The sequence below is a fragment of the Microbacterium sp. NPDC019599 genome, assembly GCF_040632175.1.
Classification (GTDB): domain Bacteria; phylum Actinomycetota; class Actinomycetes; order Actinomycetales; family Microbacteriaceae; genus Microbacterium.
Map to the genome: position 1 here is coordinate 49,835 of NZ_JBEYBL010000013.1, position 15,857 is coordinate 65,691.

Genomic DNA, 15,857 nt, shown 5'->3' on the forward strand with positions numbered 1-15,857 from the left:
CCGCCATGTCCGCCGTTTGGGGGACCCGGGAGCGCTCCCGCGCCGAGTCGTGATGAAAGCGTTATCGAAATTTCACCGGCAGGCCGTCATAGCGTCCGGAAGTGTCGGCGGTCTGACCTACCCTTTGAGTACCGCGCCGGGGGGTGCGGAGAAGGTGATCACGAAGACGTCCACCCGTGGAGTCGTCGTGAGGGGGTGGCACATGGCTCTCTTTGGCGTTGGCTCAACCGTCTCTTCGGCACGCGCCGGGACGGGCCCCGCTCCCGTCTCGCACGCCCACCCGTCGGCGCCGATCCCCGTCCAGGGCGCACCCGTCGGAAGCCTCGTGCGCCTCCCGCTCGGGGAGGGCGGTCCCGCCGTCTTCCCGCTCATCCTCGGCGGCGCCGAGTTCGGCTGGAACGTCGATCTCGAGTCGAGCCACGACATCCTCGACGCCTATGTCGAGCGCGGCGGCAACGCCGTCCACACGGCCGACAGCTTCGCGGGCGGCCGCAGCGAGCACATCATCGGGCAGTGGCTCTCGTCTCGAGGGCTGCGCGACGAGGTCGTGCTCGCGGTGCGCGTCGGCGGACACCCCGACAACCCGGGACTCGGCCCCGTCAACCTCGTCCGCGCCGCCGAGGCGTCGCTCACTCGACTGGGCACCGATCGCATCGACGTGCTCTACCTCGATGCCACGACCGACACCCGGACGGCGCTCGAGGACACCCTCGCGACGGCCGAGTGGCTCGTCGACACCGGCAAGGCGCGCGCGATCGGCGCGATCGGATACACGGCGGCGCAGCTCGTCGAGGCGCGCATCTTCGCGTCGGCGGGCTTCCCGCGCATCACGGTGCTCGACGTGCCCTTCAACGTGCTGAGGCGGCACGAGTTCGATGCCGACCTGAGGCTCGTCGCGGGTGCGCAGGGCATGGCCGTGACCCCGTCGCACGCGCTCGAGCACGGCTTCCTCGCGGGCCGGCACCGCGCGCGCATGCGCGGCAGCCTCTCGGTCCGCGGGGCTCAGCTCGCAGCGAACCTCAACCGGCGCGGAACGCGCACGCTCCGTGCGCTCGACTCCGTCGGGGCCGAGCTCGGGGTGCCCGATGCCGCGGTCGCCGTCGCCTGGCTGCTCGCGCAGAAGCTCGTCACGGCGCCGATCATCAACGCCTTCGCGCCGCAGCATGTCGAAGAGCTCGTCCAGGGCGTCGGGGTGCGGCTGAGCCGTTCCCACCTGGCCGAGATCGCCCGCGCCGCGGAGTGACCCGCCGAGCCTGGCCGGCGCGGGGTCGCGTGCCCCGGTTGTCGTAGGGTGGATGGGTGCCCGCAGGCACCTCAACCCCTCGACGAAGCGAGCTGCCGTGACGCACTACCTGTACCTGGTGCGGCATGGCGAGCATCAGGATGCCGAGCACGGCCTGGTCGACGGCCCGCTGTCTCCGCGGGGACGGCGCCAGGCTGCGCTCATCGCGGATCGGCTGTCGGGACTGCCCCTGAACGCGGTGTGGCACTCGCCCCTCGAGCGCGCCGCGCAGACGGCCCGCGCCGTCGCACAGCGACTCCCATCGGTGTCACCGGAGCCCACGGCGCTGCTGTTCGACTGCATCCCGACCGGCATGACGCCCGAGACCCCCGCCGCGTTCGAGCCCTTCTTCGGAGGCGTGACGGACGCCGAGATCGAGGCCGGGCGTGCGCAGATGGCCGATGCGGTGGGGGAGTTCCTCGTCCGCAAGCCGGGCGACGTCCACGAGCTGCTCATCACGCACAACTTCGTCATCGGGTGGTTCGTGCGCGAGGTGCTGCAGGCTCCCGAGTGGCGCTGGATGACGCTCAACCAGGCCCACTGCGGGCTCACGGTGCTCGCGCAGAAGCAGGGTCGTCCATGGACGCTCGTGTCCCACAACGATCTCGCGCACCTGCCTGTCGAGCTTCGGACGGGCCTGCCCGAGCCCTACCACTTCTGACGGGGCGTGATCCGGCGTCTGCGCGCGGCCCTCACGGCGCGCGAGCGGGCCAGGATGGACGCATGGCCACGCACTGGATCGCAACGGACTTCGGCGACCTCGACGTCCTCCGCCTCGTCGAGTACGACCCGCCCGTACCGGGTCCGGGCGAGGTGACGATCGCCGTGCGCGCGGCCGGCGTCAATCCCGCCGACTACAAGCACATCCGCAGCCCCCGCGCGCCGGGCGCCGAGCAGCTGCCCATCCCGATCGGCTACGAGATCGCCGGCGTCGTGACGGCGCTCGGCCCCTCGCTCGACGGCGACGGCCAGACTCCGATCGCCTCGGGCGCGACGGCCGTCGGCGACGAGGTCCTCGCCTTCCGGGTGGCGGGCGGATACGCGAGTGAGCTGACCGTTCCCGCGCGCGACGTCTACGCGAAGCCGGCGGAGCTCTCGTTCCCCGAGGCGGCGAACCTCCTGCTCGCCGGGTCGACCGCCGCCGAGATGCTTCACGTCACGCGGGTCGCCGCGGGGGAGACGATTCTGGTGCACGCGGCATCCGGAGCAGTCGGCGTAAGCGTCCTGCAGCAGGCGCGCCGGCTCGGGGCGCGGGCGATCGGCACGGCGAGCCCGGAGAGCTTCGAGGTCGTCGAGCGATTCGGCGCGACCCCCGTCGCGTACGGCGCCGGCCTCGCCGACGGCGTGCGCGCCCTCGCGCCGGACGGCGTCGATGCGGCGCTCGACTGCGTCGGCACCGACGAAGCCGTCGACGTCTCCCTCGAGCTGGTCTCCGACCGCTCGCGCATCGTCACGATCGTGGCGGGGCCGCGCGCGAAGGCGGACGGGTTCGCGATCATCGGGGGAGCGATGCCCGACAGCAAGAGGTTCCGAGACGAGGTGCGCGGGGAGCTCGTGAGGCTCGCGGGTGAGGGCGCCCTCGTCGTCCCGATGGCCCGGACCTATCCTCTGGAGGAGGCGATCGCCGCCCTCGAGTTCGTGCGGGGCGGGCACCCCGGCGGAAAGGTCGCGCTCATTCCCTAGCGACGCACGGCGGGATCAGGGGGAGTCGTCGGTGTCCGTGAGGCGCAGCGCGTACCAGCGGGTCGCGTTGGGGTTGTCGTTGTACGGCTCGATCTCGCGGAAGCCCGCGCTCGCGTACAGGCCGCCCGCGGCCTCGAGCGTGTGGTGCGTGTCGAGCACGAGCTCCGCGGCATCCCATTCCCGTGCCCTGCGCTCGAGGTCGTCCAGGATCAGCCGGCCCCAGCCGCGCCCCCGCGTCTCGGGTCGCAGGTAGAGGTGCTTGACCTCGTACCGGATGCCGGACTCGCCGTCCGGCACCCGCCGGATGCCGCCGCAGCCGACCGCGCGCCCCACGTCGTCGTACAGCACGACGAAGACCCCGACCGGCGCCGTGAAGGTCTCCACAGCGGGGAAGACCGTCGTGTAGGCGTTGCCCGGGAACGTATCGGCGCGCAGCGCGAAGTACTCGGCGAGGAGCTCGTGCGCCACCGGCTCGTCGACCGAGATCGGGCGGAGTTCGACCATGCATCGAGCCTACGAGGCTGCGGTCGATCGTCGGCGTTCTTGACACGACTCCGCGACGGGTCGAGGCTTTCGCTCAGTGCAATCCCTCCGTCCCGAGAGGAGGGGCTCGTGAGCTCGCCATCACTGCCCCCGGCCGGTTGGTACGACGATCCCCATGAGACCGGCTGGCGCCGGTACTGGGACGGTGCGGCGTGGACGAGCGATCGGCATCCGCCGTCGAATGTCTCCGGTCCGCCCCCGGCAGCGGCCGTCTCGGCTGCTGCGGCAACGGATCTCGCTGCGGCGCCCTCTGTCGTCGTGTGTCCCCTGTGCGGTCGCAACGACATGCTGCGCACGGTCGGCTCGCTGCTCGACGAGGGCACGTGGACGTCCCGGACGACGGGTCGCTCCACAGGCTATGCCGAAGTACCCTCGGGGACCGGCTCGCTCGTGACGCAATCCGTGCCGGTGACGATGTCGAGGACGATCATCACCGAGGGGCGCTCGCAGCTTGCGGAACGGTTTCAGCCGCCCAGGCGGCCCCGCTTCTGGAAGCGCGCATGGCTCATCCCGATCTGGCTCGGACTGGCGCTGCTGATGGGCATCCTGTTCGGACCCGTCTTCGTGGCTCAGGCCGGGGTGGCCGACGGAACGACGGCCTTCCTGACGATCATGACGGTCTTCGTGGTCGGGGGCCTCTCGCTCCTGTGGACCTGGCTCGTCGGCCTGGTCGTCGCCTTCATCGTGAAAGCCGTCACGGCCCCCGCGTACGCCGCCCGCCAGCGCGAGTGGGACAGACGGTACTGGCGTCTGCGGAGCGCCTACTACTGCGCGCGGGACGGCGTCGCGGTCGAGAACGGGTCGACGTGGACGCCGGAGTCGTTCCGGCAGCTGGTGTTCACGAGCTGACCCGCGTGGGGCCGTGACAGCGCCCGTCTAGGCTGGAGCGCATGACGACGCGCGTGGCCCTCGTGGGCGGCACCGGCAAGCTCGGCGGGATCATCCGCGACGTGGTGGAGGCCGAGCCCGGCTTCGAGCTCGTCGCTACCCTCTCGTCGCGCTCGTCGCTGTCCGAGCTCGACGGCGCCGACCTCGTCGTGGACGCCTCGACCCCCGCCGTCTCCATCGATGTCGTCCGCGCCGCCATCGAGCGGGGCATCAACGTGCTGGTGGGCACGTCGGGCTGGTCGGCCGAGCGGATCGCCCTCGTCCGTCCCCTCGTGCAGGCCGCCGGCACGGGCGCGGTCTTCATCCCGAACTTCTCGCTCGGCTCCGTCGTCGGTACGGCGCTCGCCGCGGCGGCAGCATCCTTCTTCCCGTCCATCGAGATCGTCGAGACGCACCGTGAGACGAAGATCGATTCGCCGAGCGGCACCGCCGTGCGCACGGCCGAGCTCATCGCGGCGGCCCGGTCGGCGGTCGGTCCCGTCGATGCCCCGCACGTGGACCAGCGGGCGCGCGGCCAGCAGGTCGCGAGCGTGCCGATCCATTCGCTGCGGCGTCCCGGCGTCGTCGCGCGGCAGGAGACGATCCTGTCCGGGCCGGGGGAGTCGCTCACGATCGTGCACGACACGATCGAGCCGGCACTCGCCTACGCGCCGGGCATCCGCGTCGCTCTCGCGGCCGCGCGGGACGCGAAGGGCGTCGTCGTGGGCCTGGACAGCTTCCTCGACATCGGTCTGCGACTCCCCGGCGCCGGCGACGACAGCCCCGTCGACGAGGGCGGCGTGCCCGGTCAGGTCGCGCGGGCCACGAGCGCGTGAGCGCACGCATCGGCGTCGCCGTCATGGCGGTGCTCCTCGCGCTGTACATCGTGCTCGTCGGGCAGCGCGGATGGCTCCTGCTCACCAGTGGTGAGCCGATCGGCATCGCGATGGGCGTCGCCCTCTTCGTCATCCCCGTCATCGCGGCGTGGGCGCTGGGGCGCGAGCTGTGGTTCGGGATAAGGGCGGAGCGGGTCGGCCGCAGGCTCGAAGCAGAAGGCGGCCTCCCCGCCGACGAGGTCTCGGTCAGGCCGAGCGGTCGCGTGCTCCGCGAGGACGGGGATGCTGTCTTCCCCGCGTACCGCGAGGACGTGCAGGCGCATCCCGAGGATTGGCGGGCTTGGTATCGCCTGGGTCTGGCCTACGACGCGGCAGGCGACCGGCGTCGTGCACGCGAGGCCGTGCGCAAGGCCGTGGCGCTCGAGTCCGCCGAACGCCGACGGGCTTAGCCTCCGCCGCTCCGCGCGGCGCGCAGGCGTCAGCCGATGACGAGCGTCGCCGGCTTGCCGGCCGGAACCGCCGCCGCGACCGCCTCTTCCACCGTCTCGTGCGCGAACACGAATCCGGACTCCTGCAGGACGGCCGGTCGAACCCGGGCGTCCGAGGTCAGGAGCGCGTCCGTCGCATCGGGGCCGAGCGCCAGCCGGATGCCCCACTCCGGCGCGCGGAGCAGATACGGCCTGTTCATGCGCACCGCGAGGGCGAAGCCGAGGTCGTTCGCCGTCGCGGGAGTCGGACCCGTCAGATTGACGGGTCCGTCGATGTCGCGCGCGAGGACGTGGCGGATCGCCGCGATCTCGTCGTCCAGCGAGATCCACGGCCAGGACTGCGTGCCGCGCCCGATCGGTCCGCTCAGGCCGAGCCTCGTGAGCATGAGCAACGGCCCCAGGACCCCGTCCGCGTGCACGATCGGCGCCGTGCGCAGGAGGGCGACCCGTGCGTGCGGGCCCGCGGCCTGCGCGGCGCCCTCCCACTCCCCGCACAGATCGGCGAGGAAGGAGTCGCCCCGCGGCGATGCCTCGGTGAGCACGCGGTGCGGCGCTGAGCCGTAGTAACCGACCGCCGACGCCGAGAGGAAGGCCGGGGCATCCGTCCCCAGCTCGCGGATCGCGCGGGCCAGCACCTGCGTCGGGGTGATCCGCGACCACACCAGCGTGTGCTTGTACGCCGGCGTCCACGGGAAGCGGCCGATGCTCGCGCCGTTGAGCCCCACGACCGCATCGGCGCCGTCGAGCACAGCAGGATCGAGCGGGCCGGGGAGCCACTGGACTTCGTCCGGCCGCTCCGCGGGTCGCCGGACGAGGGTCGTCACCGCGACGCCGTCGGCGCGCAGGCTCTCCGCGAGCGCCGAGCCGATGAGCCCCGAAGCTCCTGCGATGACGACGCGGCGCAGCATCCGCTCGTTCCCCGAAGGGTCAGGCAAGCGACGCCTCGAGGGTGATCTCGACCCCCGCGAGCGCCTTCGAGACGGGGCAGTTCGCCTTCGCGTCCGCGGCGAGCGTCGCGAAGTCCTCGGGGCTGAGCCCAGGGACGACGGCTTCGACGTTGAGGTGGCTGCCGGTGATGCCCGTACCGGGGATGAAGGTGACGGATGCCGTCGTCTCGATGCTCTCGGGCGGAGTGCCGTTCTGGGCCAGGACGTTGGAGAGCGCCATGCTGAAGCACGACGAGTGGGCCGCCGCGACGAGCTCTTCGGGCGTCGTGACCGAGGTCGACCCCTCGCTGCGGGCCTTCCAGTTCACCGCGAAGGGTCCCTGGTTGGAGCTCTCGAGGGCCACCTCGCCCGATCCCTCGGTGAGGCTTCCCTTCCAGGAGGTGCTGGCTTCGCTCGTAACGCTCATGGATGTTCCTCCGTGTCGGCGGCGGGGCTCGTCGCGGCCCTCGCGGTCAGCCTAACGGCCACTCCGACACGACGGAACGTCGCGAGCGGGACGATCAGGCCGCGGCGGGGCGGCGGCGGCCGACGAGGCCGAAGCGCTGAAGGACGAGGTACATCTGGCAGCCGAGGCAGAGCCCGAACACCGCGTTGAGGAACGCCGCGACGAAGCCGAGGCCGGCCGCGATCGGCAGCGCCCACGGCACACCCAGGAGGCCCAGCACGAGTCCGAGCCCGACGATGAAGAGGCCGACGCCCTGAGCGAAGCGCGGCGGGCGGGGGTCCTCGAGCTCGGTCGGCGGCTTCAGGCGCGGCGCGACCGCCTTGCGGTAGAGCACACCCCAGGGAGCCGTGCGCGGCGAGAGGACGCCCCACAGGAACAGGAGCGCCGTGACGAGCAGGAGGAGGAAGGCGGGGTCGGCGAAGCGCTCGGCGATCGAGGCCTGCGTCACGGCCCAGCCGCCGTCTGCGGTGTGCGCCGTCGAGAGGCCCGTGAGGCCGAGCAGGACGTCGATGAGCAGCAGGACGGCCGTGATGCCGGCGGCGAAGCGCAGCCCACGGGGATCGACCCCGCCCGAGGGTGAGGCGACGCCCTGTGCGGACATGGTCTCAGCGGACATCGGCTGCCTCCGTGAGTCGGGTGAGTTCGAGTTCCAGGACGTCGCGGCTCGGCGCGCCGCCGAACCGGGTCTGCACGACTCCCGCGCTGTCGAGGACGAGCGTCGTGGGTGTCTGCAGGACGTGGAAGTGCTTCGCGATGTCGGGGCGATGCGTCACGTCGATGTCGAGATGCCGCACGCCGGGGTGTGCGTCCGCGACGGCCGCGAGCGTGCGATGCACACCCGGGCAGCGGGCGCACAGCTCCGTGCTGAACTGCAGGAGAGTGGCCGTCGCGCCCAGCCCGTCGGCCCCGAGACGCTCCGGCTGGACGACCTCGTGGGGGATGTCGCGCTGCGGGCGATTCTGCCGCCACTGCAGGAAGACACCGAGCACGATCGTCGCCGTCAGCAGGACGGCGAGAACGATCAGAGCCCCCACGAGATTCACAACTGAACAGCGTAACCCTTTTCACCTGAATGGATCCCGGGGGTTGTGAGTATGACGAGCGGGTCGTAACAAGTCGAGTCGGTAGGGTGGCAGGCGTGAGCGACGCCGCAGAGATTCCCGAGATCGAGTTCCGCAGCGACGTGACGGTCGAGCTGGTGCGCGCGAGCGCCGCCGACTCGGACGTCCTCTTCGCGGCCCGAGTGTCCACGCAGGGCGAGCAGACGCTGGATGCCGCCGCTGCCGGCACGGAGGCGACCGCGCGCGACCGCGGCCTCATCAACTACCTCATGCGCGACCGCCACGGCTCGCCCTTCGAGCACAACTCGATGACCTTCTACGTGCAGGCGCCGATCTTCGTCTTCCGCGAGTTCATGCGACACCGGATCGCCTCCTACAACGAGGAGTCCGGCCGCTACCGCGAGCTCCGCCCCGTCTTCTATGTCCCGGTCCGCGAGCGCAACCTCGTGCAGATCGGCAAGCCCGGCGCATACGAGTTCCTCCCCGGCAGCGACGAGCAGGCTGAACTCGTCGACGCGGCGACGCGCGAGGCATCCGTCCACGCCTTCGAGGCGTATCAGCGGATGCTGGCAGCCGGCGTCGCGCGCGAGGTCGCGCGGATCGTCCTGCCTCTGAACATCTACTCGTCGATGTACGTGACGATGAACGCGCGCTCGCTCATGAACTTCCTGTCGCTGCGCACGAAGGTCGAGGGCACCCACTTCCCGTCCTTCCCGCAGCGCGAGATCGAGATGTGCGCCGAGAAGATGGAGACGCTGTGGAAGGAGCGGATGCCGCTCACCCACGCCGCCTTCAACGCCAACGGGCGCGTCGCCCCCTGACGATGGGCAGGACCGCTCTCATCACGGGCGCGAGCTCGGGTCTCGGCGCGGAGTATGCGCGTCAGCTCGCGATCCGCGGCTTCGACCTCGTGCTGGTCGCCCGCGACCGCGACGCGCTCGAGGAGCGCGCGATCGACCTGCGCGGGCGCTTCGGCGTCGAGGTCGAGGTCCTCGCCGCCGACCTGCTCAAGCCCCGCAAGCGCCAGAAGGTCGAGGCGCGCCTGACCGACCGGCAGCGGCCCGTCGACGTGCTCGTCAACAACGCGGGATTCGGCCTCCCGCTCGCCTTCGCGCGCAACGACATCGAGGACGAGGCCCGCCACCTCGCGATGCACGTCGAGGTTCCCATGCGGCTGACGCACGCGGCACTCGGGCCGATGCTCGAGCGCGGCCGCGGCCGGATCCTCAACGTCGCGTCCGTCGCGGCCTTCATGCCGCGCTCGACCTACGGCGCGTGCAAGCGCTGGCTCGTCGAGTTCAGCCGCTGGGCCGACAGCGAGTACGGGCCGCGCGGCGTCTCGGTCACGGCCGTCTGCCCCGGGTTCACGCACACGAACTTCCACGAGCGGATGGGCCTGGAGCCCGGTCGCGAGGGCATCGCCGACTTCCTGTGGCTGCAGGCGCCCGACGTCGTGGCCGAATCGCTCCGCGACGCCGCGCGCGGCAAGGCCGTGTCGATCCCGTCGCTGAAGTACAAGGTGCTCACCCGCGCCGTGCGGCTCCTGCCCGCCTCGACCGCGTCGCGCCTCGGGGCGCGCGGCCGCCGCTGAGGCCGATCGGGCGTGCGGCGCGGACGGGCCGAGCCGATAGCCTGAGAGCATGACGCACACGGGCAATCCCTTCGGACAGGTGCTCGTCGCGCTCGTCACTCCCATGACGGCCGACGGCGAGGTCGACTGGCCCGCCGTCGAGAAGCACATCGACGACGTCATCACCGCCGGTGCCGACGGCATCGTCGTGACCGGGACGACCGGTGAGACCTCGACGCTCACGGATGCCGAGAAGATCCGGCTCGTGGAGGTCGGGAAGGATGTCGCGGCCGGCCGCGCCGCGATCATCACGGGCGGCGGCTCCAATGAGACCGCCCATGCGATCGAGCTCTACAAGGCCAGCGAGAAGGTCGGCGCCGACGGCATCATGATCGTCACGCCCTACTACAACAAGCCGACGCAGGCGGGCATCCTCACGCACTTCCGGCTGGTCGCCGACGCGACGGACCTGCCCGTCATCCTGTACGACATCCCCGGCCGCACGGGCGTGCCGATCCGCTACGAGACGATCCTGCGCCTCGCGAAGCATCCCAACATCCTTGCGATCAAGGACGCCAAGGGCGACTTCAGCGAAGTGAGCCGCGTCCTCAACCAGACCGACCTCATGTACTTCTCGGGCGATGACTCGAACGTGCTGCCGCACCTCGCGATCGGTGCGACGGGCCTCATCGGCGTGACGGCGAACATCGCCGCTCAGCCGTATCGGGCGATCGTGGATGCCGTCAACGCGGGCGACCTGAAGACCGCGACCGCGGCGCACCAGCAGCTCGAGCCGCTCGTCCGCGCCGTCATGACACACGTGCCCGGCACCGTCGCGGCGAAGTACATCCTGCACGGCCTGGGCCGGATCGGCAGCCCGCGTGTGCGCCTGCCCCTGGTCGGTCCGGAGGAGTGGGAGGCCGCGAAGATCGAGGACGAGCTCGCGCTCGTCAGCGACGTGCCTGGCGCGGACTTCTCCAACTTCCGACCCGACCGCAACGCCGCCGCCGGCGGTGCGCTGCCCAAGGTCTCGGGCACGACGAGATGAGCGCGTCCGCGGACGGATAGCCGCCGCGGCGAGAACGATCCGCCGCGCTCGCGCGCGGCATCCGGAGGAAGGCTGACATGCCCAGCACCGTGTACGACCCGCCCGAGCTCGAGCCGGGCACCCTTCGGGTGACGCCTCTCGGCGGTCTCGGCGAGGTCGGCCGCAACATGACCGTGTTCGAGTACGAGGGCAAGCTCCTCATCGTCGACTGCGGCGTCCTGTTCCCCGAGGAGCACCAGCCCGGCGTCGACCTGATCCTCCCGGACTTCGAGCCGATCAAGAACCGCCTCGACGACATCGTCGGCGTCGTGCTGACCCACGGGCACGAGGACCACATCGGCGCCGTGCCGTATCTGCTGCGCCTCAAGCCCGACATCCCGCTCATCGGCTCGGGCCTGACGCTCGCCCTGGTCGAGGCGAAGCTCCGCGAGCACCGCATCAAGCCCTTCAGCCTCACGGTGCAGGAAGGTCAGCACGAGCGCCTCGCACCGTTCGACCTCGAGTTCGTCGCCGTCAACCACTCCATCCCGGATGCGCTCGCCGTCGCGATCCGCACGCCCGCCGGGCTCGTGCTGGCGACCGGCGACTTCAAGATGGACCAGCTGCCGCTGGACGGCCGGCTGACGGACCTGCGCGCCTTCGCCCGGCTCGGCGAAGAGGGCGTGGACCTCTTCCTCGTCGACTCCACCAATGCCGACGTCCCGGGCTTCACGCCGCTCGAGCGGGCGATCGGGCCGGTGCTCGACCAGGTCATCGGCAAGGCTCCGCGCCGCGTCATCGTCGCGAGCTTCTCCAGCCACGTGCACCGCGTGCAGCAGGTGCTGGACGCCGCCGTCGCGCATGGCCGGCGGGTCGCGCTCATGGGCCGCAGCATGGTGCGCAACATGACGATCGCCGAGGAGCTCGGCTATCTGCACGTGCCCGAGGGCGTCCTCATCGACTACAAGAAGGCGCGGGACCTCCCCGAGGACCAGCTCGTCTACATGTCGACGGGATCGCAGGGCGAGCCCATGGCCGTTCTCAGCCGCATGGCGAACCTCGACCACGAGATCGAGCCGGGGCCGGGCGACACGGTGATCCTCGCATCGAGCCTCATCCCGGGCAACGAGAACGCCGTCTACCGCGTCATCGACGGACTCACGAAGCTCGGCGCCAGCGTCGTGCACAAGGGCAACGCGAAGGTGCACGTCTCGGGCCACGCCGCGGCGGGCGAGCTGCTGTACTGCTACAACATCCTCAAGCCCCGCAACGTCCTGCCCGTCCACGGCGAGTACCGGCACCTCATCGCGAACGCGCGCCTCGCGCAGGACACCGGCATCCCCGAGGACCACACGATCATCGGCGAGAACGGCACGGTCGTCGACCTCCGCGACGGGACCGCTCGGGTCGTCGGCCAGCTCGACCTCGGGTTCGTCTACGTCGACGGGTCCACCGTCGGGGAGATCACGGATGCCGACCTCAAGGACCGCCGGATCCTCGGCGAGGAGGGCTTCATCTCGGTCATCGTCGTCGTCGACGCCGCGACGGGCAAGATCATCTCGGGCCCCGAGATCCATGCCCGCGGCTTCGCCGAGGACGACGCCGTGTTCGAGAGCGTCAAGCCCAAGATCGCGGCCGCCCTCACCGAGGCGGCGCACTCCGGCGTCCGCGACCAGCACGCGCTGCAGCAGGTCGTCCGACGCACGATCGGGCGCTGGGTCAACCAGTCGCTGCGACGCCGGCCCATGATCGTGCCCCTCGTCATCGAGGCGTAACACCGCCGACACGGCCGACTCCGGGGCCCTCGGTAGAATCCGGACATGCCCCCCGTGTTCCAGGTTCGTCCGGCGATCCAGTCGGACGGAGCCTTCCTCGGCGACATGGTCGTCGAAGCGGCGAACTGGCGCCGTGGCGGAGCACGGCCCCGCCACGAGGTCATCACGAGCCCGGACCACAGCCGGTACGTCTCCGGCTGGATGCGCCCCGGCGACGCGGGGTTCATCGCCGTCGACGAGAACGGGCAGGCGGTTGGAGCCGCGTGGTACCGGATGCTGCCACGCAGCGACCCCGGATTCGGCTACGTCGGCACGGGGGTTCCCGAGCTCATCATCGGCGTGCGGCCGATCTGGCGCGCGCACGGAGTGGGACGGATGCTGCTCCAGCGCCTGTGCGAGCACGCCCGCGCGCAGGGCTACGCACGGCTGAGTCTCAGCGTGGAGCGCGACAACTTCGCCACGACGCTGTACCGCAGCGAGGGATTCGCCGTGACGCAGAGCGGGATCGGCCGCGACACGATGGTCAAGCGCCTGCGCTGAGCGCAGCATCCTGCTCCCGTCGGAGTCGCGTCGCTCCCGGCTGAAGTCGGCGGGTCGCCGTACCGTGGAAGGCATGGCCAGGAGCTCCAGCCCGACCGCCAATGGTCGTGCGCCCGCGAAGGGGTCTTCGTCGCGTGCCCGCAAGCCGGAGCCCGCGCCGAAGCGTTATGTCGGCGAACAGGACAAGCCGCCCGTCATCGTGCGGATGTGGCTCGGTCTCGCGCACGCCACCGGCGGGCTCTTCCGGGCCTTCGGGCCCGAGACCCTCGAGAAGGACCAGCGCCGCGACGGCTTCCCGTTCCTGCTCGTCCTGCTGGCGATCGCCGGCGCCGTCGTCGAGTGGTTCTTCATCGGCTCCGACGTGGCCAAGACCATCAGCGCCTACTCCGCCGGGGGGCTCGTCGGACGCGTCTCGTTCGTCCTCCCGGTGCTGCTCATGCTGCTTGCGGGATGGCTCTTCCGGCATCCGTCGTCCGTCCACGACAACGGCCGCATCGGCATCGGCTTCGGCCTCTTCGTCCTGACGCTCGCGGGATTCTGCCACGTCCTGGGCGGCCGCCCGCAGCCGAACGAGGGGCTGCCCGCCCTGAGCGAGGCCGGCGGCGTCCTCGGCTGGATGATCGGCGAACCGCTCGCGCTGCTGCTGACCGAGGTCGGCGCGTGCATCGTGCTCGGCATCCTGTCTCTGCTCAGCATCCTGATCCTCACCAAGACGCCGCCCAACCGCATCGGCCGCCGCCTCGGCGACCTGTACGCGTGGATGTTCGGCGAGGAGCGGCCGGCGCCCGGTGAGCAGGCCGCCGCCGCGCAGCCCGCGGTCGAGTCGGCGGATGCCTCGGTGCCGTGGTGGCGGCGCAACAAGACCGGCCGCGAGGAGGACCCGGACGCCGGCATCGGCTCGCAGGACCTCACGGAGCTCCTGCCGCCCGGCTCGTCCCAGGGCGGGTTCGAGCAGGCCCTCACGACGCCTGCTCGCGCCGTCGCCGAGCCCGATGCCGTCACGGAGATCCTCGTGCCGGCCGCGGCCAAGCCCACGGGCGCGCGGGCGGACACGTCGCTGCGCGACGACGACGGGGGAGCCGACGGCGAGCTGCCGGGGCTGTCGGGGATCGGATTCGACGGCCCGCACGACGCCCCAGCGCTGCCGTACCGGCTGCCGTCGGTCAACGCGCTCGCCGCAGGAAGTCCGCACAAGGCCCGGTCCGCCGCCAACGACGAGGTCGTGCGCGCGATCACGAGCGTCCTGACGCAGTTCCAGGTCGACGCCCGCGTGACGGGCTTCTCGCGCGGGCCGACAGTCACGCAGTACGAGATCGAGGTCGGGCCGGGCGTCAAGGTCGAGCGCATCACGGCGCTCACCAACAACATCGCCTACGCCGTCGCGTCGAACGAGGTGCGCATCCTCGCGCCGATCCCCGGCAAGAGCGCGATCGGCGTGGAGATCCCCAACACCGACCGTGAGATCGTGACGCTCGGCGACGTGCTGCGCTCGCCCGCCGCACAGCATTCGACGCATCCCATGACGATCGGCGTCGGCAAGGACGTCGGCGGCGGCTACGTCGTGGCGAACCTCGCGAAGATGCCCCACCTGCTGGTCGCGGGATCGACGGGCTCGGGCAAGTCGAGCTTCGTGAACTCGATGATCACGAGCCTGCTCATGCGCGCGAAGCCGGCCGATGTCCGGATGGTGCTCATCGACCCCAAGCGCGTCGAGCTGACGTCGTACGCGGGCGTGCCGCACCTCATCACCCCCATCATCACGAACCCCAAGAAGGCCGCCGAGGCGCTGCAGTGGGTCGTGAAGGAGATGGACATGAGGTACGACGACCTCGCATCCTTCGGGTTCCGGCACATCGACGACTTCAACCGCGCCGTCGTCGCGGGCGAGGTGCAGGTGCCGCCGGGCAGCCAGCGCGTCCTCAAGCCGTACCCCTACCTCCTCGTCGTGGTAGACGAGCTCGCCGACCTCATGATGGTCGCGCCGCGCGACGTCGAGGACTCGATCGTGCGAATCACGCAGCTCGCCCGCGCTTCGGGCATCCACCTCGTGCTCGCGACGCAGCGTCCCTCGGTCGACGTCGTGACGGGTCTCATCAAGGCCAACGTGCCCTCGCGTCTCGCGTTCGCCGTCACGAGCGTGACCGACTCCCGCGTCATCCTGGACCAGCCGGGCGCCGACCGGCTCATCGGCCAGGGCGACGGCCTGTTCCTGCCGATGGGCGCTTCGAAGGCGCTGCGCGTGCAGGGCGCGTGGGTCAGCGAGGCCGAGATCGAGAAGGTCGTCAAGCACGTCACGCAGCAGGCCCGCCCCGAGTACCGCGAGGACGTCGCCGCCGAGGCCGAGAAGAAGCAGATCGACGCCGACATCGGCGACGACCTCGAGCTCCTCCTCGCAGCGGCCGAGCTCGTCGTGTCGACCCAGTTCGGCTCGACCTCGATGCTGCAGCGCAAGCTCCGCGTCGGCTTCGCGAAGGCCGGCAGGCTAATGGACCTCCTGGAGTCCCGCGAGATCGTCGGACCTTCCGAAGGCTCGAAGGCGCGCGACGTGCTCGTCACCGCCGAACAGCTTCCGGGCGTGCTCGCGCGGCTGCGCGGCGAGGATGTCCCGGATGCCGCGGCTCCGGCATCCGACCCGGCACCTGCCGCCGTCCCCGGCGCGCGCGACTACGGGCCCGACGCTGTGGAGTCGCAGTACGACGGCTATCCCGTCGTCGAGAGCGACGGCGACGAGGACGCCTGGGGGCTCACAGGGCGGGACTGAGCCGCGCCCGCAAGGGGAGAAGCCGGCCCCGC

General features: G+C 71.2%; 17 protein-coding genes. 12 read left to right on the top strand and 5 right to left on the bottom strand.

What is annotated here, in order from left to right:
- Positions 1-202 precede the first annotated feature (202 nt).
- From ABZ477_RS18040 to ABZ477_RS18050, 3 genes are all read left to right on the top strand, one after another.
- A complete protein-coding gene (locus ABZ477_RS18040; protein ID WP_360136016.1) occupies positions 203-1,243 on the top strand; it encodes an aldo/keto reductase in 1,041 nt (346 codons plus the stop codon).
- Between the two features lie 97 nt (positions 1,244-1,340).
- Complete coding sequence (locus tag ABZ477_RS18045) at positions 1,341-1,943, top strand: histidine phosphatase family protein (protein WP_360136018.1); 603 nt, start codon at positions 1,341-1,343, stop codon at positions 1,941-1,943.
- A 62-nt stretch (positions 1,944-2,005) separates the two neighbouring features.
- The gene (locus ABZ477_RS18050; protein WP_360136020.1) at positions 2,006-2,965 is read left to right on the top strand and encodes an NADP-dependent oxidoreductase; all 960 of its coding nucleotides are present in this window, start codon (positions 2,006-2,008) and stop codon (positions 2,963-2,965) included.
- Between the two features lie 15 nt (positions 2,966-2,980).
- On the opposite strand, the gene ABZ477_RS18055 is transcribed toward ABZ477_RS18050, so the two are convergent.
- Positions 2,981-3,469, bottom strand: a complete 489-nt coding sequence (locus ABZ477_RS18055; protein ID WP_360136022.1) for a GNAT family N-acetyltransferase — start codon at positions 3,467-3,469, stop codon at positions 2,981-2,983.
- 108 nt (positions 3,470-3,577) lie between these two features.
- On the opposite strand from ABZ477_RS18055, the gene ABZ477_RS18060 reads away from it, so the two are divergent.
- The 3 genes from ABZ477_RS18060 to ABZ477_RS18070 are packed head-to-tail and all read left to right on the top strand — an operon-like array spanning position 3,578 to position 5,660.
- Positions 3,578-4,357 carry a DUF2510 domain-containing protein gene (locus ABZ477_RS18060; protein WP_360136024.1) on the top strand — a complete coding sequence of 260 codons (780 nt, stop codon included), beginning with the start codon at positions 3,578-3,580 and terminating at the stop codon, positions 4,355-4,357.
- 41 nt (positions 4,358-4,398) lie between these two features.
- Positions 4,399-5,211: a 4-hydroxy-tetrahydrodipicolinate reductase gene (gene dapB, locus ABZ477_RS18065; protein ID WP_360136026.1), complete on the top strand. Its 813-nt coding sequence runs from the start codon at positions 4,399-4,401 to the stop codon at positions 5,209-5,211.
- Positions 5,208-5,660, top strand: a complete 453-nt coding sequence (locus ABZ477_RS18070; protein ID WP_360136028.1) for a tetratricopeptide repeat protein — start codon at positions 5,208-5,210, stop codon at positions 5,658-5,660. Before dapB ends, ABZ477_RS18070 begins: the two co-directional genes overlap by 4 nt.
- A gap of 29 nt (positions 5,661-5,689) precedes the next feature.
- Here the strand turns inward: ABZ477_RS18070 and ABZ477_RS18075 are convergent, their stop codons facing one another.
- The 4 genes from ABZ477_RS18075 to ABZ477_RS18090 all read right to left on the bottom strand — a co-directional run bounded on the left by ABZ477_RS18075 (position 5,690) and on the right by ABZ477_RS18090 (position 8,134).
- Positions 5,690-6,607: a TIGR01777 family oxidoreductase gene (locus tag ABZ477_RS18075; protein ID WP_360136144.1), complete on the bottom strand. Its 918-nt coding sequence runs from the start codon at positions 6,605-6,607 to the stop codon at positions 5,690-5,692.
- A 19-nt stretch (positions 6,608-6,626) separates the two neighbouring features.
- Positions 6,627-7,052: an OsmC family peroxiredoxin gene (locus ABZ477_RS18080; RefSeq protein WP_360136030.1), complete on the bottom strand. Its 426-nt coding sequence runs from the start codon at positions 7,050-7,052 to the stop codon at positions 6,627-6,629.
- 94 nt (positions 7,053-7,146) lie between these two features.
- Positions 7,147-7,707, bottom strand: a complete 561-nt coding sequence (locus ABZ477_RS18085; protein WP_360136032.1) for a DUF4395 domain-containing protein — start codon at positions 7,705-7,707, stop codon at positions 7,147-7,149.
- On the bottom strand, positions 7,697-8,134 hold the full coding sequence (locus ABZ477_RS18090) for a thioredoxin family protein (RefSeq protein WP_360136034.1): 438 nt from the start codon (positions 8,132-8,134) through the stop codon (positions 7,697-7,699). The genes ABZ477_RS18085 and ABZ477_RS18090 overlap by 11 nt, the downstream gene beginning before the upstream one ends.
- 95 nt (positions 8,135-8,229) lie before the next feature.
- On the opposite strand from ABZ477_RS18090, the gene thyX reads away from it, so the two are divergent.
- The 6 genes from thyX to ABZ477_RS18120 all read left to right on the top strand — a co-directional run bounded on the left by thyX (position 8,230) and on the right by ABZ477_RS18120 (position 15,825).
- Positions 8,230-8,973 (top strand): FAD-dependent thymidylate synthase, encoded by a 744-nt coding sequence (thyX, locus tag ABZ477_RS18095; protein WP_360136036.1) that lies wholly within the window; start codon positions 8,230-8,232, stop codon positions 8,971-8,973.
- Between the two features lie 2 nt (positions 8,974-8,975).
- Entirely contained in the window at positions 8,976-9,743 is a 768-nt protein-coding gene (locus ABZ477_RS18100) for an SDR family oxidoreductase (protein ID WP_360136038.1), read from the top strand.
- Positions 9,744-9,792: 49 nt separating this feature from the next.
- Entirely contained in the window at positions 9,793-10,770 is a 978-nt protein-coding gene (gene dapA / locus ABZ477_RS18105) for a 4-hydroxy-tetrahydrodipicolinate synthase (protein ID WP_360136040.1), read from the top strand.
- Positions 10,771-10,847: 77 nt separating this feature from the next.
- Positions 10,848-12,524 (top strand): ribonuclease J, encoded by a 1,677-nt coding sequence (locus ABZ477_RS18110; RefSeq protein ID WP_360136042.1) that lies wholly within the window; start codon positions 10,848-10,850, stop codon positions 12,522-12,524.
- Between the two features lie 45 nt (positions 12,525-12,569).
- The gene (locus tag ABZ477_RS18115; protein ID WP_360136044.1) at positions 12,570-13,064 is read left to right on the top strand and encodes a GNAT family N-acetyltransferase; all 495 of its coding nucleotides are present in this window, start codon (positions 12,570-12,572) and stop codon (positions 13,062-13,064) included.
- Between the two features lie 73 nt (positions 13,065-13,137).
- A complete protein-coding gene (locus ABZ477_RS18120) occupies positions 13,138-15,825 on the top strand; it encodes a DNA translocase FtsK 4TM domain-containing protein (RefSeq protein WP_360136046.1) in 2,688 nt (895 codons plus the stop codon).
- The last annotated feature ends 32 nt before the right edge of the window (positions 15,826-15,857 follow it).

Bases quoted from the DNA above. Each gene is read 5' to 3' on its own strand.
- ABZ477_RS18110 (WP_360136042.1), top strand. From the start codon at position 10,848: ATGCCCAGCACCGTGTACGACCCGCCCGAGCTCGAGCCGGGCACCCTT.
- ABZ477_RS18075 (WP_360136144.1), bottom strand. From the start codon at position 6,607: ATGCTGCGCCGCGTCGTCATCGCAGGAGCTTCGGGGCTCATCGGCTCG.
- ABZ477_RS18050 (WP_360136020.1), top strand. From the start codon at position 2,006: ATGGCCACGCACTGGATCGCAACGGACTTCGGCGACCTCGACGTCCTC.
- dapA (WP_360136040.1), top strand. From the start codon at position 9,793: ATGACGCACACGGGCAATCCCTTCGGACAGGTGCTCGTCGCGCTCGTC.
- ABZ477_RS18115 (WP_360136044.1), top strand. From the start codon at position 12,570: ATGCCCCCCGTGTTCCAGGTTCGTCCGGCGATCCAGTCGGACGGAGCC.
- ABZ477_RS18120 (WP_360136046.1), top strand. From the start codon at position 13,138: ATGGCCAGGAGCTCCAGCCCGACCGCCAATGGTCGTGCGCCCGCGAAG.
- dapB (WP_360136026.1), top strand. From the start codon at position 4,399: ATGACGACGCGCGTGGCCCTCGTGGGCGGCACCGGCAAGCTCGGCGGG.
- ABZ477_RS18080 (WP_360136030.1), bottom strand. From the start codon at position 7,052: ATGAGCGTTACGAGCGAAGCCAGCACCTCCTGGAAGGGAAGCCTCACC.
- ABZ477_RS18100 (WP_360136038.1), top strand. From the start codon at position 8,976: ATGGGCAGGACCGCTCTCATCACGGGCGCGAGCTCGGGTCTCGGCGCG.
- ABZ477_RS18055 (WP_360136022.1), bottom strand. From the start codon at position 3,469: ATGGTCGAACTCCGCCCGATCTCGGTCGACGAGCCGGTGGCGCACGAG.
- ABZ477_RS18085 (WP_360136032.1), bottom strand. From the start codon at position 7,707: ATGTCCGCTGAGACCATGTCCGCACAGGGCGTCGCCTCACCCTCGGGC.
- ABZ477_RS18040 (WP_360136016.1), top strand. From the start codon at position 203: ATGGCTCTCTTTGGCGTTGGCTCAACCGTCTCTTCGGCACGCGCCGGG.